The sequence below is a fragment of the Streptococcus bouchesdurhonensis genome (genome assembly GCF_948472335.1).
In genome coordinates this window covers 63,546-87,212 of sequence record NZ_CAOKTW010000013.1, presented here as the reverse complement: position 1 = coordinate 87,212, position 23,667 = coordinate 63,546, and the positions used below count along the sequence as shown (strand labels likewise).

Annotated in this window: 22 protein-coding genes and 3 pseudogenes; 21 read left to right on the top strand and 4 right to left on the bottom strand. The window is 37.4% G+C overall.

Annotated elements, in window-relative coordinates; genetic code table 11:
* Positions 1-152 precede the first annotated feature (152 nt).
* From QMQ21_RS17450 to rpsI, 10 genes are all read left to right on the top strand, one after another.
* Positions 153-716 (top strand): ECF transporter S component, encoded by a 564-nt coding sequence (locus QMQ21_RS17450; RefSeq protein WP_000185834.1) that lies wholly within the window; start codon positions 153-155, stop codon positions 714-716.
* Complete coding sequence (locus QMQ21_RS17445) at positions 706-1,356, top strand: phosphatase PAP2 family protein (RefSeq protein ID WP_261057156.1); 651 nt, start codon at positions 706-708, stop codon at positions 1,354-1,356. The genes QMQ21_RS17450 and QMQ21_RS17445 overlap by 11 nt, the downstream gene beginning before the upstream one ends.
* A 27-nt stretch (positions 1,357-1,383) precedes the next feature.
* On the top strand, positions 1,384-1,803 hold the full coding sequence (locus QMQ21_RS17440) for a chromosome partitioning protein ParB (RefSeq protein WP_261814881.1): 420 nt from the start codon (positions 1,384-1,386) through the stop codon (positions 1,801-1,803).
* Positions 1,804-2,115: 312 nt separating this feature from the next.
* Positions 2,116-3,162: a phenylalanine--tRNA ligase subunit alpha gene (gene pheS / locus QMQ21_RS17435; protein ID WP_031237702.1), complete on the top strand. Its 1,047-nt coding sequence runs from the start codon at positions 2,116-2,118 to the stop codon at positions 3,160-3,162.
* The gene (locus tag QMQ21_RS17430; protein ID WP_000619948.1) at positions 3,162-3,671 is read left to right on the top strand and encodes a GNAT family N-acetyltransferase; all 510 of its coding nucleotides are present in this window, start codon (positions 3,162-3,164) and stop codon (positions 3,669-3,671) included. The genes pheS and QMQ21_RS17430 overlap by 1 nt, the downstream gene beginning before the upstream one ends.
* Before the next feature lie 76 nt (positions 3,672-3,747).
* Positions 3,748-6,153, top strand: coding sequence for a phenylalanine--tRNA ligase subunit beta (gene pheT / locus QMQ21_RS17425; RefSeq protein ID WP_261814880.1), 2,406 nt, complete (start codon positions 3,748-3,750; stop codon positions 6,151-6,153).
* Positions 6,154-6,388: 235 nt separating this feature from the next.
* Positions 6,389-7,282, top strand: a complete 894-nt coding sequence (locus tag QMQ21_RS17420; RefSeq protein ID WP_261814879.1) for an ABC transporter ATP-binding protein — start codon at positions 6,389-6,391, stop codon at positions 7,280-7,282.
* Positions 7,279-8,478 carry an ABC transporter permease gene (locus QMQ21_RS17415; RefSeq protein ID WP_261814878.1) on the top strand — a complete coding sequence of 400 codons (1,200 nt, stop codon included), beginning with the start codon at positions 7,279-7,281 and terminating at the stop codon, positions 8,476-8,478. Before QMQ21_RS17420 ends, QMQ21_RS17415 begins: the two co-directional genes overlap by 4 nt.
* A gap of 215 nt (positions 8,479-8,693) precedes the next feature.
* Positions 8,694-9,140, top strand: coding sequence for a 50S ribosomal protein L13 (gene rplM / locus QMQ21_RS17410; protein WP_001044624.1), 447 nt, complete (start codon positions 8,694-8,696; stop codon positions 9,138-9,140).
* An 18-nt stretch (positions 9,141-9,158) separates the two neighbouring features.
* Positions 9,159-9,551, top strand: a complete 393-nt coding sequence (gene rpsI, locus QMQ21_RS17405) for a 30S ribosomal protein S9 (protein ID WP_000075973.1) — start codon at positions 9,159-9,161, stop codon at positions 9,549-9,551.
* Positions 9,552-9,682: 131 nt separating this feature from the next.
* Here the strand turns inward: rpsI and QMQ21_RS17400 are convergent, their stop codons facing one another.
* Positions 9,683-10,837 carry a site-specific integrase gene (locus QMQ21_RS17400; RefSeq protein ID WP_000022152.1) on the bottom strand — a complete coding sequence of 385 codons (1,155 nt, stop codon included), beginning with the start codon at positions 10,835-10,837 and terminating at the stop codon, positions 9,683-9,685.
* A gap of 51 nt (positions 10,838-10,888) precedes the next feature.
* Positions 10,889-11,407 (bottom strand): helix-turn-helix domain-containing protein, encoded by a 519-nt coding sequence (locus QMQ21_RS17395; RefSeq protein ID WP_033686359.1) that lies wholly within the window; start codon positions 11,405-11,407, stop codon positions 10,889-10,891.
* Between the two features lie 147 nt (positions 11,408-11,554).
* Here QMQ21_RS17395 and QMQ21_RS17390 point away from each other — a divergent pair, with 147 nt between their 5' ends.
* The 4 genes from QMQ21_RS17390 to QMQ21_RS17370 all read left to right on the top strand — a co-directional run bounded on the left by QMQ21_RS17390 (position 11,555) and on the right by QMQ21_RS17370 (position 13,557).
* The gene (locus QMQ21_RS17390) at positions 11,555-11,836 is read left to right on the top strand and encodes a hypothetical protein (protein ID WP_000005472.1); all 282 of its coding nucleotides are present in this window, start codon (positions 11,555-11,557) and stop codon (positions 11,834-11,836) included.
* Between the two features lie 8 nt (positions 11,837-11,844).
* Positions 11,845-12,690, top strand: coding sequence for a phage replisome organizer N-terminal domain-containing protein (locus QMQ21_RS17385; RefSeq protein ID WP_033686361.1), 846 nt, complete (start codon positions 11,845-11,847; stop codon positions 12,688-12,690).
* Positions 12,691-13,049: 359 nt separating this feature from the next.
* Positions 13,050-13,382 carry a hypothetical protein gene (locus tag QMQ21_RS17375; protein ID WP_001220782.1) on the top strand — a complete coding sequence of 111 codons (333 nt, stop codon included), beginning with the start codon at positions 13,050-13,052 and terminating at the stop codon, positions 13,380-13,382.
* Positions 13,363-13,557 carry a hypothetical protein gene (locus QMQ21_RS17370; RefSeq protein WP_000469564.1) on the top strand — a complete coding sequence of 65 codons (195 nt, stop codon included), beginning with the start codon at positions 13,363-13,365 and terminating at the stop codon, positions 13,555-13,557. Before QMQ21_RS17375 ends, QMQ21_RS17370 begins: the two co-directional genes overlap by 20 nt.
* Positions 13,558-14,018: 461 nt before the next feature.
* Here QMQ21_RS17370 and QMQ21_RS19565 read toward each other — a convergent pair.
* Positions 14,019-14,396: pseudogene (locus tag QMQ21_RS19565) on the bottom strand (hypothetical protein).
* 251 nt (positions 14,397-14,647) lie between these two features.
* Positions 14,648-14,821, bottom strand: coding sequence for a FanG protein (locus QMQ21_RS17365; RefSeq protein WP_071788300.1), 174 nt, complete (start codon positions 14,819-14,821; stop codon positions 14,648-14,650).
* A 28-nt stretch (positions 14,822-14,849) separates the two neighbouring features.
* Between QMQ21_RS17365 and QMQ21_RS17360 the strand changes: the two genes are divergently transcribed.
* The 7 genes and pseudogenes from QMQ21_RS17360 (at position 14,850) to QMQ21_RS17330 (ending at position 23,363) form a co-directional block, all read left to right on the top strand.
* Entirely contained in the window at positions 14,850-15,464 is a 615-nt protein-coding gene (locus QMQ21_RS17360) for a CadD family cadmium resistance transporter (RefSeq protein WP_049516165.1), read from the top strand.
* 11 nt (positions 15,465-15,475) lie between these two features.
* Positions 15,476-15,814, top strand: coding sequence for a Cd(II)/Zn(II)-sensing metalloregulatory transcriptional regulator CadX (cadX, locus tag QMQ21_RS17355; RefSeq protein WP_000711094.1), 339 nt, complete (start codon positions 15,476-15,478; stop codon positions 15,812-15,814).
* 269 nt (positions 15,815-16,083) lie between these two features.
* Positions 16,084-16,476, top strand: coding sequence for a mercury resistance transcriptional regulator MerR (merR, locus tag QMQ21_RS17350; protein ID WP_000640389.1), 393 nt, complete (start codon positions 16,084-16,086; stop codon positions 16,474-16,476).
* 28 nt (positions 16,477-16,504) lie between these two features.
* Positions 16,505-18,400, top strand: a complete 1,896-nt coding sequence (merA, locus tag QMQ21_RS17345) for a mercury(II) reductase (protein WP_020903446.1) — start codon at positions 16,505-16,507, stop codon at positions 18,398-18,400.
* Positions 18,401-18,559: 159 nt separating this feature from the next.
* Positions 18,560-19,881 (top strand): annotated as a pseudogene (locus QMQ21_RS17340) (ISL3 family transposase).
* A gap of 936 nt (positions 19,882-20,817) precedes the next feature.
* Positions 20,818-20,997, top strand: a pseudogene (locus QMQ21_RS17335) (hypothetical protein).
* Between the two features lie 152 nt (positions 20,998-21,149).
* Positions 21,150-23,363 carry a glycoside hydrolase family 31 protein gene (locus QMQ21_RS17330; RefSeq protein ID WP_261814876.1) on the top strand — a complete coding sequence of 738 codons (2,214 nt, stop codon included), beginning with the start codon at positions 21,150-21,152 and terminating at the stop codon, positions 23,361-23,363.
* Positions 23,364-23,667: the final 304 nt, after the last annotated feature.

Here is a 23,667-nt window from a genome sequence, read left to right as displayed (position 1 = left end):
AATAGCTTTGTCTGTTCTGATAGATTTATAGCCAAACTGTAACCGCTTGCTCAACGGAGTTAGAGGGAACTTTTGGGATATAAAAAGTGAGAATAGATAGAGGAATCCTTTCTAACTTCTTCTGATTTTATAGAAAATTGGAGGAACCTGTTATGACAAACACACGTCGACTTTCGACCATTGCGATTTTATCAGCCATCTCATTTGTGCTGATGTACTTTGACTTTCCGCTTTTACCAGCGGCGTCCTTCCTCAAGATCGAATTTAGTATCTTGCCAGTCCTTGTGGGCTTAGTGGTCATGGATTTGCCTGCTGCTCTAGGAGTTCTCTTGCTTCGCTCACTCTTGAAACTGCTTCTTAACAGTCAGGGAGTGAATACTTACATTGGTTTGCCAATGAATATCGTAGCTTTGGGAGTTTTTGTCATCGTATTTGCTTTGATTTGGAAAAAGGAACGGACAACCCTTCGTTTCCTACTAGGCTCTCTAGCTGGGACTATTGGTTTAACCGTGGCTATGTTGGTTCTCAATTATGTTTATGCTGTTCCTTTGTACGCTAAGTTTGCTAACTTTGATATTGGAAAAATTTTGGGACTTTCCAACTACCTAATGACCATGGTATTACCTTTTAACTTGATTGAGGGTGTAATCTTTTCCGTTTCATTCTGGTTGTTGTATGTTCTCTTGAAACCAACCTTAAAACATTATGAGAGATAAACAAACATTTTTAATGAAGGGCAGTTTTGCCCTTTTACTTTTCGTTATTCTTGGCTATATGGTCAAATTTTACCCTGAAACGCTGGTCGGTTTTGACCAACCGATACAGACTGCCGTTCGAGGAGACTTGCCAGATTACTTGACTATTCTTTTTAGGGCCATCACACGCTTGATTGATATTCCAGTGATTATCACTTGGGTTGTTATTACAGCTTTTGTCTTTTATCGTAAGCGGTGGAAGATAGAAAGTTTCTTCATGCTGGGAAATCTGGCTTTGGCAGCTCTTTTAATCGTGACCTTTAAAAATATCTACCAGCGCCCACGACCAGCTATTTTACACTTGGTTGAGGAGAAGGGATTTTCCTTTCCAAGCGGCCATTCTCTGGCTGTAACCTTGATGGTCGGTTCTCTGATTGTCATTCTCAGTCAACGGATTAAAAATCCAGTCTGGAGAAAAATTGTACAAATCGTGCTAGGCCTCTACCTAGTCAGTGTGCTGGTATCAAGGGTCTATCTGGGAGTTCACTATCCATCAGATGTTCTTGCTAGTCTCTGTGTAGGCTTGGGAGTCTTGTTTATCGAGTTTCCTTTCTATGACAAGCTTCGCTTCCAATGGCGATTTAAAGGCAAGCAGAAGTGAATATCAAATTCTCTTGAGGAGAAAGAAATGAAAGTCAACATAAAAGCTCTCCATCCGACTCAACTATACTTATCAGAAAAGAAACTAGAAGGCATCCAGACACTTTACCAGTCGGCAGAAACAATCCAAGTCGATCCAATCAGTATTCTTGCCTTTGGAGATTGCTTGTTGATTACAGATGGGCATCACAGGGCTTATCAGGCTTTATTGGCAGGTAGGGATACGATTTCTGCTGAGTGGGATAGAGATGGTGGTGATGAACTATATCATCTCTATGCGCAAGCCTGCGAAGAAAGAAAAATTTACTCTGTTCTGGATTTAAAAAATCATATCTTAGCTCAAGATGAGTATGAAGCAAAATGGTATAACTGGTGTGATGGTTTTAATCAAGCAGCAACTCTCTTGTTGAAAAGGAAAGCAGATGAAACAGGCCCTACAAATAGGTAGTGCATTGCGTCTTGTTCCTTTTTATACTGAAATTAATCTAATCTAACTTGTTTTTTAACTAAAAATCTGATAAACTATGTAGTAATTGAATAGAAATCTGCAAGACTAGTAACTCAAGGGAAGTATATCAGGGAGGAGAGACGTGACTGCAAGCTCTCTATATGAAAGCTGGGTGAATTCACTTGCGCATGGATTTAGAAATGAAGGTCTGACTTGTCAGATGAAAACGGATGGTACCGCGTGTCAACGCTCCGAGTGGAGTTTTTGGCATGTGGTTTTCTTTTTATCTGATAAGCGACTGATGGAGGAATTATGTCAACTATTGAAGAACAATTAAAAGCGCTTCGTGAAGAAACGCTGGCTAGCTTGAAGCAGATTACTGCTGAAAATAAAAAAGAGATGCAAGATTTGCGTGTCTCTGTCCTTGGTAAAAAGGGTTCGCTCACTGAAATCCTCAAAGGGATGAAAGATGTTTCTGCTGAGATGCGTCCAATCATTGGGAAACACGTCAATGAAGCTCGTGATGTCTTGACAGCAGCCTTTGAAGAAACAGCTAAGCTCTTGGAAGAAAAGAAAGTCGCAGCTCAACTGGCTAGCGAGAGTATCGATGTGACGCTTCCAGGTCGCCCAGTTGCTACTGGTCACCGTCACGTTTTGACACAAACCAGTGAAGAAATCGAAGATATTTTCATTGGGATGGGTTACCAAGTCGTGGATGGTTTTGAAGTGGAGCAAGACTACTATAACTTTGAACGTATGAACCTTCCAAAAGACCACCCAGCTCGTGATATGCAGGACACATTCTATATCACAGAAGAAATCTTGCTACGTACTCACACGTCTCCAGTTCAGGCGCGTGCTATGGATGCCCATGATTTCTCTAAAGGTCCTTTGAAAATGATCTCACCAGGGCGTGTGTTCCGTCGTGACACAGACGATGCGACCCACAGTCACCAGTTCCACCAAATTGAAGGCTTGGTTGTTGGGAAAAATATCTCTATGGCTGATCTTCAAGGAACCCTTCAGTTGATTGTGCAAAAAATGTTCGGTGAAGAGCGTCAGATCCGTCTGCGTCCATCTTACTTCCCATTCACAGAGCCATCTGTTGAGGTGGATGTTTCTTGCTTCAAGTGTGGTGGAGAAGGCTGTAACGTATGTAAGAAAACAGGTTGGATCGAAATTATGGGTGCCGGTATGGTTCACCCACGTGTCCTTGAAATGAGTGGTATCGATGCGACTGTTTACTCTGGATTTGCCTTTGGTCTTGGACAAGAGCGTGTAGCTATGCTCCGTTACGGAATCAACGATATCCGTGGATTCTACCAAGGAGATGTCCGCTTCTCAGAACAGTTTAAATAATGATTAGAAAAGTAGAAATGGCAGATGTTGAGGTGTTGGCTAAAATTGCCAAACAAACCTTTCGTGAAACATTTGCTCATGATAATACGGAAGAGCAGTTACAGGAATACTTTGAAGAGGCTTATAGTCTGAGAGTTTTGTCAACTGAGTTGGAAAATCCAGAATCCGAAACCTATTTCATTATGCATGAAGAGGAGATAGCTGGTTTTCTCAAAGTCAACTGGGGAAGTGCTCAGACTGAGAGAGAATTAGAGGATGCTTTTGAAATTCAACGTCTCTATGTGCTACAAAAATTCCAAGGATTTGGACTCGGTAAGCAACTGTTTGAATTTGCTCTTGAACTTGCTACCAAAAATAGTTTTTCCTGGGCTTGGTTAGGTGTTTGGGAGCATAATACAAAAGCTCAAGCGTTTTATAATCGATATGGTTTTGAAAAATTTAGCCAACATCATTTTATGGTTGGTCAAAAAGTAGATACGGATTGGTTACTGAGAAAGAAATTAAGGTAAGAAGATGATTCTTCTATTGAAATGATAGGAAAGGAAAAGAACTAGAGTGGCAACTGTCATTCTGGAGAACTAAATTATGCTTGTATCTTATAAATGGTTAAAAGAATTGGTGGACATTGATGTTCCATCACAAGAGTTGGCTGAAAAAATGTCAACTACAGGGATCGAGGTAGAAGGTGTCGAATCACCGGCTGCTGGTCTCTCAAAAATTGTCGTCGGTGAGGTCTTGTCTTGCGAAGATGTGCCAGAAACTCACCTTCATGTTTGTCAGGTTAACGTTGGCGAAGAAGAAGCCCGTCAAATCGTTTGTGGTGCCCCAAATGTGCGTGCTGGTATCAAGGTTATGGTGGCTCTTCCAGGAGCTCGCATCGCTGACAACTACAAAATCAAAAAAGGGAAAATCCGTGGTTTAGAGTCACTTGGAATGATCTGTTCGCTTGGCGAATTGGGAATTTCTGACTCAGTTGTGCCTAAGGAATTCGCAGATGGCATCCAAATCTTGCCAGAAAATGCCGTTCCAGGTGAGGAAGTCTTCTCATATCTAGACTTGGATGATGAAATCATCGAACTTTCTATCACACCCAACCGCGCGGATGCCCTTTCTATGCGTGGAGTGGCTCACGAAGTAGCAGCTATCTATGATAAGGTAGTCAACTTTAAAGAATTTATTCTTTCAGAAACTGACCAAGCTGCAGCAGATGCTCTTTCTGTGGGCATTGAGACAAACAAGGCGCCTTACTATGCAGCTCGTATCTTGGACAATGTGACTATCGCACCAAGTCCACAATGGTTGCAAAACCTTCTTATGAATGAAGGTATCCGTCCAATCAATAACGTAGTGGACGTGACCAACTACATACTTCTCTACTTTGGTCAACCAATGCATGCCTTTGACTTGGATACCTTTGAAGGAACTGACATCCGTGTGCGTGAAGCGCGTGCTGGTGAAAAATTAGTGACTTTAGATGGTGAAGAACGTGATTTGGACGTGAATGACCTAGTCATCACTGTCGCAGACAAGCCAGTAGCTCTTGCAGGTGTTATGGGTGGTCAAGCAACAGAAATCTCTGAAAAGTCTAGTCGTGTCGTCCTTGAAGCTGCAGTCTTCAATGGTAAATCAATTCGTAAGACTAGCGGTCGCCTTAACCTTCGTTCAGAATCGTCTTCTCGCTTTGAAAAAGGGATCAATGTGGCAACAGTCAATGAAGCCCTTGATGCGGCGGCTAGCATGATTGCAGAACTTGCAGGTGCGACGGTGCGTAAAGGTATCGTTTCAGCGGGTGAGCTTGATACCTCTGATGTGGAAGTTTCTTCAACTCTTGCTGATGTTAATCGTGTCCTTGGTACAGAACTTTCTTACGCGGATGTAGAAGACGTCTTCCGTCGCCTTGGCTTTGGTCTTTCTGGAAATGCGGAAAGCTTTACAGTCAGCGTCCCACGTCGTCGTTGGGATATCACCATCGAGGCAGACCTCTTTGAAGAAATCGCTCGTATTTATGGTTATGACCGCTTGCCAACCAGCCTTCCAAAAGACGATGGTACAGCAGGTGAATTGACTGCGACACAAAAACTTCGCCGTCAAGTTCGTACCATTGCTGAAGGAGCAGGTTTGACAGAAATCATCACCTATGCTCTAACAACTCCTGAAAAAGCAGTTGAGTTCACAGCTCAACCAAGTAACCTTACTGAACTTATGTGGCCAATGACCGTGGACCGTTCAGTCCTCCGTCAAAATATGATCTCAGGTATCCTTGATACGGTGGCTTATAACGTAGCTCGTAAGAATAAAAACTTGGCCCTTTACGAGATTGGGAAAGTCTTTGAACAAACAGGTAATCCAAAAGAAGAACTTCCAAATGAAATCAACAGTTTTGCCTTTGCCTTGACAGGATTGGTTGCTGAAAAAGATTTCCAAACAGCAGCAGTTCCAGTTGATTTCTTCTATGCTAAGGGAATCCTTGAAGCCCTATTTACTCGCTTGGGACTAGAAGTAACTTATACAGCAATATCTGAAATCGCTAGCCTTCATCCAGGTCGTACAGCAGTCATTTCACTCGGTGACCAAGTTCTTGGTTTCCTTGGCCAAGTGCATCCAGTCACTGCCAAGGCTTACGATATTCCAGAAACGTATGTGGCTGAGCTCAACCTTTCAGCCATCGAAACTGCCCTTCAACCAGCTACTCCATTTGTAGAAATTACTAAATTCCCAGCAGTTAGCCGTGATGTTGCCCTTCTCCTCAAGGCAGAAGTCACTCATCAAGAAGTTGTGGACGCTATCCAAGCTGCCGGCGTGAAACGTTTGACAGATATCAAACTCTTTGACGTCTTCTCAGGCGAAAAATTGGGACTTGGTATGAAGTCAATGGCTTATAGCTTGACCTTCCAAAATCCAGAAGATAGCTTAACGGACGAAGAAGTTGCACGCTATATGGAAAAAATCCAAGCATCGCTCGAAGAAAAAGTCAATGCAGAAGTGCGTTAAAGTATCAATCCATCCTTTGGGGTGGATTTTTGCTTTTCAAATAACAATTCAGGATCAAAAATAGACAGTTGAGGAACAGAGAAGATAAATTGGAGTTTACCAGTGTATAATGTACTCATAACTCAAAGTACCCTAAGATTTTTTACTAAAATGAGGATGATAAAAATGGACAGAAATCATTGTAGAGGCTATCAAAAAGGAGTATAATGAGTGAAAGACATTTCGGAGGTGAAAGATGCTAGAAGTAAGAAGTCTAGAGAAAAGTTTTGGACCCAAGCAAGTTTTGTTTGGCGTTGACTTTCAGGCGCGACCAGGTCGTATTTTGGGACTAGTCGGGAAAAATGGTGCTGGGAAGACAACAATTTTCCACAGTATTTTGAAGTTTTTAGAATATCAAGGAGAAATCAGTCTAGATGGTCAGGATATTCGTCAAGAGACCTACGCTCGGATTGGCTATCTGCCTGAAGAACGCAGTCTCATGCCTAAATTGACAGTCCTTGAACAAGTTCGCTACTTGGCGACTCTAAAGGGCATGGATGCTAAGGAAATCAAGGAAAAACTCCCTCAATGGATGAAGAGGTTGGAAGTGAAAGGGAAGCTGACAGATAAAATTAAGAGTCTGTCAAAAGGAAATCAGCAGAAGATTCAGCTCATCATTACTCTGATTCATGAACCAGACTTGATTATCTTGGATGAGCCTTTCAGTGGATTGGACCCAGTCAATACAGAATTGCTCAAGCAAGTCATTTTTCAAGAAAAAGAACGTGGGGCAACCATTATCTTTTCTGACCATGTCATGACCAACGTCGAGGAGCTTTGTGACGATATTCTCATGATTCGAGATGGCCGTGTGGTCTTGCATGGACCAGTTCAGGATGTCCGCAATCAATACGGGAAAACGCGTCTCTTTGTTTCAAGTGAACGAAGCAAGGAAGAATTGGAAAATCTTCCTCATGTCAAGCAGGTAAGTTTGACCAAACAAGGCAGTTGGAAATTGATCTTAGAGGATGAGAGCGCTGGAAGGGAACTCTTCCCAATCTTGACTCAGGGGCAATACATCGCAACCTTTGACCAGCAAGCGCCAACAATTGATGAAATCTTTAAACTAGAATCAGGGGTGGAAGTATGAGAAATATGTGGGTTGTAATGAAGGAAACCTATCTTCGACATGTCAAATCGTGGAGTTTCTTCTTTATGGTGATTTCACCATTCTTGTTTATCGGTCTATCTGGGGGAATTGGCTATCTCCAAGGGTCTTCTATGGCTAAGAATAGTAAGATAGCAGTAGTAACAACTGTGCCATCTGTGGAAGATGGGCTTAAGGGTACCAATGGTATCAACTTTGATTATAAGGATGAAGCCAGTGCCCAAGCTGCTATTAAAGATGAGAAAATCAAGGGTTACCTAACCATTGACCAAGAGAACAGCGTCCTCAAGGCCGTCTATCATGGTGAAACTTCTCTTGAAACAGGCATCAAGCTAGCAGTAACCAATAAGCTCAACGAACTGCAATACCAACTCAATCGTTCGGCAGCCAATTTGTCACAAGAACAGGAAAAACGCCTGAGTCAAACCGTTGATTTTACTGAGAAGATTGATGAATCTAAGGAAAACAAAAAAATTGTTCAAACCATTGCGGCCGCAGGGCTTGGTTTCTTCCTTTATATGATTTTGATTACCTATGCTAGTGTCACTGCTCAGGAAGTGGCTAGCGAGAAAGGAACCAAAATCATGGAGGTGGTCTTCTCTAGTATCCGAGCTAGTCATTATTTCTACGCTCGCATGCTGGCTCTGCTTCTTGTGATTTTGACCCATATTGGCATTTACGTCGTGGGTGGACTTGCTGCCATTCTTCTCTTTAAAGACCTACCAATCTTGGCACAATCTGGTATTTTAAACCATATAGGAGAGGCTTTCTCGCTCAACACCTTATTGTTTGTCTTGGTTAGCCTCTTTATGTACGTTGTTTTAGCAGCCTTCCTAGGTTCTATGGTTTCTCGTCCTGAGGACTCAGGAAAAGCCTTGTCGCCTTTGATGATTTTGATTATAGGTGGTTTTTTTGGAGTGACAGCTCTAGGTGCAGCTGGTGACAATCTCATCTTGAAGATTGGTTCATATATTCCCTTTATTTCGACCTTCTTCATGCCATTTAGAGCCATTAATGGCTATGCAAATGGGTTAGAAGCTTGGATTTCGCTTGCGATTACGATTGCTTTTGCAGTAACTGCAACAGTCTTTATCGGACGTATGTATGCTAGTCTCGTTTTGCAGACAGATGATTTAGGTCCTTGGAAAACCTTTAAACGTGCCTTATCTTATAAATAGAAGAGCCTCGCGAAAGCGAGGTTTTTTAGAGACAAAAAGAGTGGAATTTAGAAAAATATTTTTCATATCTATTGACTTTTAGGGGTGAAATTTGGTATGATAGTAGGCGGTATTGTTTACCCCATTTGAAAGGCCCCGGAACCTTCCAAATACTTTTCGATGGGAAGGAACACCCATCACCGTAAACAAAAATCGAACTATATATAGGAGAAATCATGAACAAAACAACATTTATGGCTAAACCAGGCCAAGTTGAACGTAAATGGTACGTAGTTGACGCAACTGATGTACCACTTGGACGTCTTTCTGCAGTAGTTGCTAGCGTACTTCGCGGAAAAAACAAACCAACATTTACACCACACACTGATACAGGTGACTTTGTAATTGTTATCAATGCTGAAAAAGTTAAATTGACTGGTAAAAAAGCAACTGATAAAATCTACTACACTCACTCAAACCACCCAGGTGGATTGAAACAAATCTCTGCAGGTGAACTTCGTTCTAAAAATGCAGTACGTTTGATTGAGAAATCAGTTAAAGGTATGCTTCCACACAATACTCTTGGACGCGCTCAAGGTATGAAGTTGAAAGTATTTGTTGGAGCTGAGCACACTCACGCTGCACAACAACCAGAAGTTCTTGACATTTCAGGACTTATCTAAGGAAAGGAACAATAAAGTATGTCACAAGCACAATATGCAGGTACTGGACGTCGTAAAAACGCTGTTGCACGCGTTCGCCTTGTTCCAGGAACTGGTAAAATCACTGTTAACAAAAAAGATGTTGAAGAGTACATCCCACACGCTGACCTTCGTCTTGTCATCAACCAACCGTTCGCAGTTACTTCAACTGTAGGTTCATACGACGTTTTCGTTAACGTTGTAGGTGGTGGATACGCTGGTCAATCAGGAGCTATCCGTCACGGTATCGCTCGTGCCCTTCTTCAAGTAGACCCAGACTTCCGCGATTCATTGAAACGCGCAGGACTTCTTACACGTGACTCACGTAAAGTTGAACGTAAGAAACCAGGTCTTAAGAAAGCTCGTAAAGCATCACAATTCTCAAAACGTTAATCAATACGATTATATCAACGTTTCAAAGCACTTTGCAAAAATTTTGCAAAGTGCTTTTTTGTCGATTTTTGAGCTCAAATAGCTTTGTGATAACCTTCTGATAACCTCTTCTAAATTTTTAAAATCATGATTTATTTTGCTTTATTGAGATAGTCTGCAAATTTGTCAATAGAGTTTTTCTCACCAGTTTTTGTGGTGTGAGTATAGACATCTAATGTCACCTGACTGCTTGCATGACCGAGACGTTTTGATGTATTAGAAGGATCGATTCCAATTTCAGACATAAGTGTTGCATGTGTATGTCTAAACCCATGTGGGCTAATTGGTTTTAATTTATGCTTTTTAATAATTCGATTCAGTACGTTATTAATGTAATCAGCATGCAAAGGTTCAATTTTGTCATTACTTGATATGTAAGAGAACATATATTCATCACTAATATTCAGCTTTGTAAGAGGAAGCTGAGATTGTTCTTTCAGATAGAAATTTCTCCATTGCTTAATAATATCGATTGTCTCATCATCAAGATAGATTGTACGAACTGAAGATTCATTCTTTGTGCTCTTTTCAATCGCTTTACCGTCAATTCTTCCTAGACTTTTATCTATGTTCAATAGATTGCTGTCAAAGTTAATATCAGCCCATTTTAAAGCGTATAACTCCCCTTTTCGTAGTCCACTAAATGCAAGCAGTCTAAATAAAGCAAAATGTTTAAATGGCTCGGTTTCTTTCACTATATCAAGGAAATGATGTAATTCCTCCAGTGACCAAAAATTATCTGATCTAGTTTTTTTGATTTTAGGCATGATAACATTCTTCATTGGATTTCGATCAATGTAGTTCATGTTGATTGCAAAATCAAAAATTTTTGAGGTATAGGATTTTATCTGTTTGATATTTTTGAAAGTCTGAGATTTTTGTGTAATAAAGTTTTGACAGTCTAAAGGACTGATTTGGTCAATAAATTTATCGCCAAATATTGGTAGAATATGTATTCGATAGATATTCTTAGTTTGGGAAGAAGTTGTTTCTTCAACGGTACCAACATAGGCATTAAACCATTCTTGATAAAGTTCTTTATAAGTGACTTTGGGGTTAGGTTTGTCGGTACTTACTGTGGGGGCAACGACACCAGCTTCTAAACGAGCTTCGTACAATTTTGCCTCTTTTTTGGTTTTGAACCCTCTCTTTAAGTGCCTTTTTTTCTTTCCATAAGCATCTAAGCCAATGTAAAAGCTGACATAGTATAGGATTCCTTTTTTTGTTTTGTATTTGTGTATAGACATTTTTTCTCCGTATCTAAGTTTTCGGAGCTTATGTAATTGAGAAATGAGTGTCTATCTATTTTTTCTATCTTCTTGGCGGATAGCGTATTCGTCTGTTTTAATCCAGCTCTGCCAAACTTTAGAATCTTTATTTTGGTGATTCATATAATCTATAAACTCAGACATAAAACGTTTGTTTTTCTCAGCTAGATATTCTGAGAATATATGACGAAATTCATCTGAAAAACTATCATCAAGTGGTAGTGCTAATGCCCTTTCGCCAAATTCGATGCTCTTCTTTAACTTCTCCATATCGCTTTTAAAAGGTGTCACAGAACCAATTTTAGATGTTTTGAAACTATCTGTAACAATTTTAAGATTTGATGGAGCGTGTGGGTTGCTATCAAGTCCCATAATGTAAGCGACGGAAACATTAAAGTATTTTGCCAATTTTTCAGCATTATCTTTTTTAGGTTTGCGGATTCCTTGATTGTATCCAGAAAGTGTAGGATAGGCTATATTTGTAGCTTCGCTAATTTCTGTCAATTTTTTTCCGCTATTTTCTATCAGTTTAGTAATATGATTCGTCATAAGAACCTCCTTTTTATCATTATAACACATTTTATTCTTTTTGAATAAAAAAGCTTGGCAAAAATTCAAAAAGGATATATAATTCAAAATGAATAACAAATTAAATGGTTTCGGAGCTTATTTAATTTAGAAATGAGGTGTGAATTTATGTCGGAAACTACTTTAGTTGTCCAGCTTCCTAAAGAATTAGAGAAGCAATTACGTGCTCACTATGATGAGATGATTTCAAATGCTGTAGCAAGAGTATTTGAAGATAAAGAACTTTATAAACCTATGGTTCGTATGTCAGGTTTGTCTAGGTGGTTAGATGTATCTACGACAACAATCCAAAAATGGACGAAAGAAGGAATGCCAACCATGGTGATTGATGGAGTGACTTTATACGATAAAAGAGCAGTAACACGATGGTTGAAGCAATATGAAAGATAGGTACTCGTATGAATGGTGTTCAGTGGATCAAGATAACAACAGATATATTTGATGATGAAAAAATTCAGCTAATAGAATCAATGCCAGAAGGAGATACTCTTATTGTAATATGGTTTAAAATTCTGGTGCTTGCAGGAAAGCAAAATAATAGTGGCATATTAAGTCTAGGGAACAAGGTTTATTACACAGAAGAGATGCTTTCAACAGTGTTTAGGCGAAAGGCTACATCTGTAAAATTAGCTCTCAGCATGTTTGAAGAATTTGGCATGATAGAAATCATAGATGGCGCTATTACCATTCCAAAATGGGAGAAACATCAGAATATAGATGGACTAGAAAAGATTAGAAAACAAACTAGGGAACGTGTTGCTCGTCATAGACAAAAACAAAAAGCACTAATTACAGGCGAGCCACAACTCGTTTTAGACTGTAACGTTACAGTAACGGATGAAAATGATAATGTAACGCAAGAGATTAAGAACAAGAGTAAGAATAAGAATAAGAAAGAGATTGAGAATATACTGGATAATAGTTCTAGAAAGCCTGAAACTTATATTCCACCCAAATATTATTCTTTGTTAGAATCCATTTCTTATAAGTACAATGATAGATTTTTGTATCCTAACAATTACACTTTAACACATGCTCAGAAGATGAAGATAGGCGAGTATTTGGCTAGTGGGTATGTAACTAGTGATGAAGTCATTAGCATGATTGAACGGATTCCTGAGGATGCGACGTCTCCTTTGGCGTATTTATTTAAGTCTATGGAGAATTTAAAGCAGGAACGTATGCTGGAGTGCAAAGCTATTGCCCATGAAAATGCCCGAAAGAAGTATATGATAAATGAGTAGATATAGGACTGTTCTAAAGAAATGTTACATCACTGAGGAGCAAAATGAAATAGTGAATAACTTGATTGAAATGACAAATCATCTAAGTTTTTCCTCTTATGCCAGAAAAATGTTATTTAAGAGCTCGCCTATTTATCTTCAATTTGATTTTGAATCTTATCATGACTTTATATTTCAAGTTAGAAGAATTATCAATAACTTACGTCAGTTAGAAAGAATAGCAGAACAAAGTGAGGATTTGGATAATGTAAGGATATTTCACTACTGCGTTGAGCTGATGATAGAATATGAAAAGAAGACAAGTAAACAAGTGAAAGAACTTGTAAAACGACTAAATAAGAAAACGAGGTGATAGGACCATGAGAATAAAATCTGTGTTGAAACAGGTGTTTTTGACGGAAGAAGAAAATAAAAAATTAAATGATTGTATGAGGAAGGAAAATATTCGTAATTTTTCTGAGTTTGCTAGACAAAAATTAATACGAACAGATTTGAACATCCAAAAAGTCTCTTTTGAAGGTTTAGTTCCTTTAACAGAAGAGTTGGAACAAGTCGGAAAGAATATCAATTCTATAGCCCGTCTTGCAACTGTAGTTGGGAGAATAAGCTATGAAAACAAAATGGATATGTCTATTTTGATGCAAAAAATAGTTGATGTGATGGAGGAAAAAGATGTTTATTTTCAAAAGTAATATGGATAAGGATTTTGATCAGATATGTGAATACATATTGAAATTAAAGCGAGCAGAATTATTTCTTCATGGAATTAAACAACAAGATAAAACGAAGGCTCGTTTGTATCATGCGATGCTGGAATACTATGATGCTAACCATAAAAAAGAAAGACATATGAGAATTTTAAAATAAGGAAACGCTGTTAAAAATTTTGCAGCGTTTTTTATATATCTTCTTAAAATATTTGTACACACAAATGACAGTCAAATTGATTTTTGGGATTATTTTATCGAGAAGGAAAGATTTCTCATAATATGACTTTGCGAGCTCAGAGTCTGTATACACACACTCCCAAAATCATCCTAAAATTTGTATACACAAAGTGTATGTACTTTTTGGGATGATTTGAATTTTGGGGAATCCCCAAACCCCTGATGAATTATACGAGCAAAAAAATTTGGGAGTAAGTTTTAGAAAGAACTATTCTAAAGTATTTAAAATCTGACTTTAAGTAAATTTTTTATTATGTGACTATTAGCCTGTCTCACTCCGCTAGGTGCGAGAAAAAAAAATACCCGCTATGCGGGTGTGTACTGACCCCCAAAAGTTAGACAGAAAAAATCTAACTTTTGGGGGTCAGTACAAAATCGTTTTTATTGTATAAAGAATATCAAATAGTTTGAGGGTTTTACTTGTCGCTGTATTTCTTCACTATCCTTTTTGTAATACTCCTGCTTTGTTCCTGAAATATCTACAGTGAATACGTCATCCTTGAAGGTATAATTCTCTTTTCGGTTTATGATATTAGAGCCAGTCGGTTCGATTGTTGCACTGTCTTTATCAATTGTAAAGGTGTCGGCCTCTCCTTTGTTGCTATTTCCTTTGTTACCTGAAATGGTAAAGGCAACTTCATTTCTACTCTCGTTTATTCAACGGTATTCGCCATCTAAAGAATTGCTTGATTGGTTAGAGCATGCAATTAATAAAATTGTAGATAGAGACACTAAAAGTAATGTGATAAATCTTTTCATTTACATACTTTTTATTTCTATATTATATTAAAGAAACATTACATAAGTAAGACAGTAATTTTTTAGGTTGATCTCTTTCTTTCGGGAAAATCATTATGTTTCGGAAAGTCAAGATTTTGTTATTATTTATGATATACTGGTACCGTAATTATATCCTTACAGAGGTTAAGTAAGGGTTTCAGTACACGTCAATAGATGTCAAAATATTGATTTTAAGCGATTTTTGATTTTTGGAAACTCATTATATCGCACTACAAATCAATAAAAACTGTACCTTTTTTAGATAAATATATTATCTGGATATTGAAGTTAAGCCCTGCTGTCATTTCGATGGCAGGGCTTTTTAATATTTGGTACACTAACTTCTTATCTATATTTTGGTGGATTTTAAGTTGACATCTACAAAGTTTAATGTTAGAATACATTCAAAAATATATTTGAATGAGGTGTTTTATGATTCAAAATATTGTTACTTCAATAATCCTGTATTCTGGGACAGCCGTAGACTTACTTATTATCCTAATGTTATTTTTTGCCAAAAGAAAAAGCAGAAAGGACATCATTAACATCTATTTAGGACAATTTCTAGGCTCTGTTAGTCTAATATTCCTAAGTTTGCTTTTTGCATTTGTCTTAAATTATATTCCTAGTAAAGAGATTTTAGGTTTACTCGGTTTGATTCCAATTTTCCTAGGTCTCAAAGTTTTGCTTTTAGGAGATTCTGATGGAGAAGCTATTGCCAAAGAAGGTTTGCGCAAAGATAATAAAAACCTGATATTTCTAGTCGCTATGATTACTTTTGCAAGTTGTGGTGCTGACAATATTGGTGTCTTTGTTCCATATTTTACTACCTTAAATTTAGCAAATTTGATAGTAGCTTTACTTACCTTTCTAGTCATGATTTATCTCTTGGTTTTTTCTGCCCAAAAATTGGCACAAGTCTCTTCTGTTGGAGAAATTTTGGAAAAATATAGCAGATGGTTTATTGCCGTTGTTTATTTAGGATTGGGGATATATATCCTGATTGAAAATAACAGTTTTGACATACTATGGACTATATTAGGCTAGGAGAAAATATTATGAAAAAAGATAGTATCTGCCAAGTGAATGTTATAAATCAGCAAAGTATTACAACCGCAACGAACTACCTTGAAAAGGAAAAAGTCCAAAAATCACTTCGCATTTTAACAAAATTTACCGATAATAAACAGATAAATATCATCTTCTATCTTCTTGCTGTTGAAGAACTCTGTGTCTGTGATATAGCCTGTTTACTAAATCTCAGTATGGCATCTACTTCCCACCATCTTCGTAAACTAGCCAATCAAAACATCTTGGGCACTAGAAGAGAGGGGAAAATTATATATTATTTTATAAAAGATGAGGAAATCAGGGATTTTTTTAATCAACTAGGATAACAACTATTTTTACTACTTTTCCATGATTCTAGGGAGCTACTCTATGAAATTTCGGGTCTTCGGAATATATAGTGGAATTACTTTCTTAATAGTTTAAAAACAACTGGTGTTTAAATCGGATTTTCTGGTGGGATGTTAGGATAATCAATAGTATTATATAAAAGTATCAATCACATACGAGTGATACTTTGGGAAAAAAATAAAATAGTCCAATTTACTTGACCGTGTACTATGGTACATGGTTTATAATATTCAGGGGGTGAAATAAGATGATTTATCGCATTAGTGAGTTTGCAGATAAATGTGGAGTTAATAAAGAAACGATCAGATATTACGAGCGAAAAAATTTATTACAAGAACCTCACCGAACGGAAGCTGGTTATCGGATATATTCATATGATGACGTTAAGCGTGTTGGGCTTATTAAACGAATACAGGAACTTGGTTTCTCTTTAAGCGAGATTTATAAATTACTTGGTGTTGTAGATAAAGATGAAGTTCGTTGTCAAGATATGTTCGAATTTGTTTCTAAAAAACAAAAGGAAGTGCAAAAACAAATAGAGGATTTAAAACGAATTGAAACTATGTTAGACGACTTAAAACAACGATGTCCAGATGAAAAGCAATTACATTCGTGTCCAATAATAGAAACATTAACATGAGAGATTAATTAACGAAAGGAGCTTTTTTATGAATAAATTTAAGGTAAACATTTCAGGAATGACTTGTACGGGTTGTGAAAAACACGTAGAATCAGCACTTGAAAAGATAGGTGCTAAAAATATTGAGTCTAGTTATCGTCGTGGTGAAGCAGTATTTGAACTGTCCGATGATATTGAGGTTGAAAGTGCAATAAAGGCGATTGCTGACGCAAATTATCACCCGGGCGAAGCAGAAGAATTTCAATCGGAACAAAAGACGAATTTATTGAAAAAATATCGGCTAAACGTTGAAGGAATGACCTGCACTGGTTGTGAAGAACATATTGCGGTTGCTCTTGAAAATGCAGGTGCAAAAGGGATTGAAGTAGACTTTCGTCGCGGAGAAGCACTGTTTGAACTACCGTATGATGTAGACATTGATATCGCGAAAACAGCGATTACTGACGCACAATATCACCCGGGCGAAGTAGAAGAAATACAAGTGCAATCGGAAAAAAGGACAGATGTAAGTTTAAATGATGAAGGTAACTATGATTATGATTACATCATCATCGGTTCTGGTGGAGCTGCCTTTTCATCTGCCATTGAAGCCGTTACTTTGAACGCAAAAGTGGCTATGATTGAGCGTGGAACGGTGGGTGGAACTTGCGTTAATGTCGGATGCGTTCCTTCTAAGACCTTATTAAGAGCAGGGGAAATCAATCATCTAGCAAAAAATAATCCATTTGTGGGATTACACACTTCGGCTTCAAATGTTGATTTAGCGCCATTAGTAAAACAAAAGAATGATTTAGTAACCGAGATGCGAAATGAAAAATATGTGAATTTAATTGATGATTATGGTTTTGAATTAATAAAAGGTGAAGCAAAATTCGTAAATGAAAATACAGTTGAAGTAAATGGCAATCAAATCACAGCCAAAAGATTTTTAATAGCTACAGGTGCTTCTTCAACTGCACCTAATATTCCCGGATTAGATGAAGTAGATTATTTAACAAGCACTAGCTTATTGGAATTAAAGAAGGTTCCAAATCGTCTTACCGTAATTGGTTCAGGATATATCGGCATGGAATTAGGACAACTATTTCATAACCTCGGGTCAGAAGTCACTTTGATTCAAAGAAGCGAGCGTCTATTAAAAGAATACGATCCTGAAATTTCAGAAGCCATTACTAAGGCCTTAACAGAACAGGGAATTAATTTAGTAACAGGTGCAACCTATGAACGAGTTGAGCAAGATGGAGACATTAAAAAAGTTCATGTTGAGATAAATGGTAAAAAGCGAATTATTGAAGCAGAACAATTGCTAATTGCCACTGGAAGAAAACCAAATACAGAATCATTAAACTTACATGCAGCAGGCGTTGAAGTTGGTTCCCGTGGTGAAATTGTCATTGATGATTATCTTAAAACGACCAATTCCCGAATTTATTCAGCTGGAGATGTCACTCTCGGTCCCCAATTTGTTTATGTAGCTGCTTATGAAGGTGGACTTGCTGCTCGTAATGCAATCGGAGGACTAAATCAAAAGGTCAATTTAGAAGTGGTTCCAGGCGTTACGTTTACTTCTCCATCGATTGCAACGGTTGGTTTAACGGAGCAACAGGCAAAAGAAAAAGGATATGAAGTGAAAACATCGGTATTGCCGTTGGATGCTGTTCCAAGAGCGCTCGTTAATCGGGAAACAACAGGTGTTTTCAAATTAGTGGCAGACGCGAAAACATTGAAAGTGTTAGGGGCGCATGTAGTGGCAGAAAACGCAGGAGACGTAATTTATGCAGCAACATTAGCTGTGAAATTCGGTTTAACTGTTGGAGATCTGAGAGAAACGATGGCTCCATATCTAACAATGGCAGAAGGATTGAAGCTGGCTGTCCTAACTTTTGATAAAGATGTTTCGAAATTATCTTGCTGTGCAGGCTAAGGGAACTTTTTTACAACTCCCTATTCAAGTGAACCAGCTAATGCTTTAAGGGATTTTCTAAGTGCATTTGTGGTCACAAAAATAATTTAACACTGATGATTTCGACATCAAATCTATAATTGATACCTTAACACCGCAGAGTAATAAAGGATGAATAATATGTCAGACTTATTATCCTTACCAGACATTAAAACAATAGAACCGCCACAAGAAAATGAAACCGATATGATGTTTAAAGTTGAAGCAGTCGGACCACCTGAATGTTGTTCTGAATGTGGTTTTGACAAGTTGTACAAACACAGTTCAAGAAATCAACTAATTATGGATTTGCCCATTCGTTTAAAGCGAGTGGGCTTACAATTGAACCGTAGACGATACAAGTGTCGTGAATGCGGATCTACCTTCTGGGAACGCCTAATATCTGTAGATGAAAAGCGTAGTATGACCAAAAGGCTTTTAAAGTCCATTCAAGAGCAATCCATGTCTAAGACCTTTGTAGAAGTCGCAGAAAGCGTTGGTGTTGACGAAAAAACCATTAGGAACGTTTTTAAGGACTATGTGGCACTCAAAGAACGTGAATACCAGTTTGAAACTCCTAAGTGGCTTGGGATAGACGAGATACATATTATCCGTAGACCTCGGCTTGTATTGACTAATATTGAACGCAGGACTATTTATGACATCAAGCCTAACCGTAACAAGGAAACAGTCATCCAACGTCTTTCAGAAATCAGTGACAGGACTTACATTGAGTACGTCACAATGGATATGTGGAAGCCCTACAAAGACGCAGTGAACACTATCCTTCCACACGCTAAAGTTGTCGTAGATAAGTTTCATGTAGTTAGAATGGCTAATCAAGCCTTAGATAACGTCAGAAAGTCTTTGAAAGCCCATATGAGCCAAAAAGAAAGACGTACCTTATGCGTGAAAGGTTTATCCTTCTAAAGCGTAAACACGATCTAAATGAACGTGAATCATTCCTCTTAGATACTTGGTTAGGTAATCTTCCTGCTTTAAAAGAAGCCTATGAACTCAAAGAAGAGTTTTACTGGATATGGGATACTCCTGATCCAGATGAAGGTCATCTTCGTTATAGTCAATGGAGACACCGTTGTATGTCCAGCAACTCTAAAGACGCATATAAAGACCTCGTGAGAGCCGTAGACAACTGGCATGTTGAAATATTCAACTACTTTGATAAAAGGCTCACTAATGCTTATACGGAGTCAATTAACAGCATTATTAGGTAGGTAGAGCGAATGGGTAGAGGTTACTCGTTTGATGCCTTACGAGCCAAAATCCTTTTCAATGAGAAGCTCCATAAAAAGCGTAAGCCACGATTTAATTCAAGTGCTTTCAATAAAGCTATGTTATACGATACTTTCAATTGGTATGAAGTGAATGATCACGACATTACAGACAACTTAGGTGTCGATTTTTCCACACTTATTAAGAATTTGGAGAAGGGTGATTTATAAGCCCTTTTCCACCATAAAATCCGAATACCCGAAATTTTTTGATGAAAATTACTCACAAGAAATAATATATAGAACTGTTTAAATATCTTCAGGATAGAAAAAGAAATTGTCCAGGCACGAAGAAACTGTATATTTGTTGCTAAACTGTACATCATCTTTATGATACGGTATTTCGTATTTCTCAACTACATAAGCTCCGAAAACTAAAATGTGATAACCCTTTGATAACCTCTCGATTTTCAAAAGGATTATATATGTAAATATTGAGGATTTATCTCTTAAAATTACTTGATTTTAGTGATAATTTACCATAAATATCATAATGTAGAAAAAACCAGGTCTTAAGAAAGCTCGTAAAGCATCACAATTTAGTAAACGTTAATTCGAAAGAATTACTATACTTACAAAGAGCACCTTTCGGGGTGTTCTTTTTGTACTTTCTTACTAAATTGGTTCAATTGACACAGTTGTTGCGACTTCAGTCGCTTACAAATGCGGCTGCAACCGGACAAGACCAGTTGCCTCAAAACGTTAATCAATAGATACTATCAACGTTTCAAAGCACTCAAGAGTTTACCTTATTGTTTCTTTTTATATTCTTAAGAAATCAAAAGCAATATAAGTTGTCAGCTCTTTATTACAAAAACATTAATTAGCATTCTATCATTATCTTCAGTCTAAAATCAGTATTTTGAGTTGTACGAGATCAGTTTTCGAATTTGCTCTTTGAACTTTGTCTAGTCTTACTTAATTTTTCCCTGAAGTTAAGTTTTTACTCGGCATCATTAGTTAAAAAGGAAAAAGAATGCATTTTATATTTGGGTTTGAGTTTTATAAAATAGGATAAGCGCACTGAATATTAAGGTGTTATAGAAAAAATAAAATTTTTAAAAGCTACAGAGAAACATGGTATAATGTAACTAAAGGAGGTAGTATATGTCCTTAGATATAGATAAAGAAAAGATGACAATCATGGGAGTAGCTTTTGAAAACTGATCCGTTTTTAAGAGTGTTTGGTATGCTTTAAGTACAAATATGATTGAAGGATGGCGATCTACGGTTAGTGATGTTGAAAAATTACGAGATGAAGCTCTTGCTCTGGGGATAACTCTTTAATAACATCTTGGTTTGTTAAAAGATATTTTGTCCACTACATTTTTTCAATTGAGTATTATTTGTCATAGATAGAACATTGCATTCAGAATAACGAAAAACGCATCAAAATGGTGCGTTCTGTTTTTATGCTACCATAAAAGGAGGGAAACAAATTGAAAATTTTTAAGGGAGAGCTTTATCGAATCTCTGTATTAACAGACAAGTTAGTAAGGTTAGAATACTCTCAAACTGGAAGTTTTGAGGATAGAACTACACAACTTATCTATAATAGAGATTTTGGTCAAGTTTCGTTAGATTATATCGAGACATCAAACGTACTAGATATTATGACGGACTATTTTCATCTGCACTTTAATAAAGGAGAATTTAACGCCGAAAATCTATTTATAGAATTAAAAGGAAATTTTGCCGTATATGGTAGTCGCTGGTATTTTGGTGAATCTATTGAAACGTTAAAAGGAACAGCTCGGACTCTGGATAAGGCAGATGGAGCAATCCCATTAGAAGATGGAATTATTAGCCGAAATGGTATAGCCTTATTGGATGATTCTCAAGGATTTATTTGGGATGAACAGTCTGGTTATATGGAGAGAGAAAATCAAATTGACCTGTATTTCTTTGCCTATGGGCATGATTATAGAGGAGCAATCAGAGACTTTTACCATTTGACTGGTTCAACACCCTTATTGCCAAGATATGCTTTAGGGAATTGGTGGAGTAGGTATTGGCCTTATACGTCGGATGAATACTTGGATTTAATAGACAGATTTGAAACAGAGAAAATTCCATTATCTATCGGTGTGTTAGATATGGATTGGCATATAACTGAAATTCCAGCCCGTTTTGGAAGTGGGTGGACAGGATATAGTTGGAATAAAAACTTAATACCAAATCCAGAACAGTTATTGCAACAACTTCATGATAAAAAGTTAAAACTCTCCTTAAATGTCCATCCTGCTGATGGTATACGGGCTTATGAAGAAGCTTATCCTCGAGTTGCCAAACGATTGGGGTTAAATGTAGAATTAGAAGAACCTGCCATTTTTGATTTTTTTAATCCCTCTTTTAGAGAAGCCTACTTTAAAGATGTTCATTATGAGCTAGAAAAGCAGGGAGTAGATTTTTGGTGGATTGACTGGCAACAAGGGACACAAGGTATGCTAGATCCACTATGGCTTTTAAACCATTATCACTATCAGGATAGTTGTAAAAATGCAGAAGGTGGTTTGATTTTATCAAGATATGCAGGTCCTGGTAGTCACCGCTACCCTGTTGGTTTTTCAGGGGATACTATTATTAGTTGGAATTCGTTAAGATTTCAACCTTATTTTACAGCGACAGCATCTAATATCGGTTATAGTTGGTGGAGTCATGATATCGGTGGGCACATGCTGGGGGATTATGACGAAGAGCTACAAACTAGATGGCTACAGTTTGGCGTTTTTAGTCCGATAACTCGATTACATAGTTCTAGAAGTCCCTTTAATAGTAAAGAACCTTGGTTTTTTTCAGAAACAACATCTAAGATTATGAAGAAATACCTTCGTTTGAGACATCAGATGATTCCCTATCTATATACTATGAATGTAAAGACACACGAGGAAGGTGCCCCATTAATCAGCCCGATGTATTATTTCTACCCAGAGAATGATGAGAGCTATAATGTTCCAAACCAATACTTTTTTGGAACAGAACTGATGGTGGCTCCCATTGTAGAAAAGATGGATTTGGCATTCCAATCTGCAAAAGTGGATGTATGGTTCCCAGAAGGTGAATGGTATGACTTCTTTTCAGAGAAAAAATATACAGGTGGTGTGAAGTTGAGTGTTTATAGAGATATTTCGACTATACCTGTGTTTGCAAAAAGTGGTGCAATCATTCCCTTGGTTGGTTCTGAGATAGATATGGGTGTTGATTTACCTGAAGTTGTAGATTGGTATGTATTTCCAGGCAAGCAACATTCTTTTGAAATGATTGAAGATCAAAATGGTCAAAGATATAAAACAAGATTGTCAATCGATTGGGAAATGGGAATATTAGAGTTAGCATTACAAGGAGATTCTAGTATCGTTCCAAGCAATAGAAAACATAGAATTCATTTTAAAGGAACGAATGTGTCTATTATTGAATTGCCAAATAAGAATGATACGGCTAGATTTGAATGTAAAGATAATAAAAGGACATCCCTAAATGACGAAGTTTTTAGACTACTAAAGACGGCTTCTCTTCCATATGAATTAAAAGATAGATTGTTAAATCAATTCATCAATGCCAAAAATTCTCATGAGTTAATGAATATCTTGCATCATCAGGATAAGGAATTGAGAGGGCGTTTGTTGGAAAAGATATTTACTAGCGAAAATTAATTGAGAAATTTCGTACACAATTTCTATTATTTAATGTGTAACAGTTTTACATCTCTATGCTTATTGGCTTGTATTGTAGTAACTACAAGTTTGGCATAGGGATTTTTGTTTACTGAAGAGGAAAAGATAAGTATGTTTCAAGGTTTGAAATATTTTTAAACTAAACAAGAGCAAATTTTTAAAGGTGATTTTTCAACGTAACTTCCACTTGTCTGACCGAAGTGGAAGTTAGTCTGAAATTTATGGTGGAATTAAGTATGAGACGTTAGATTTTTTCAGAAAATTTTCTAAAACAAACAGGATT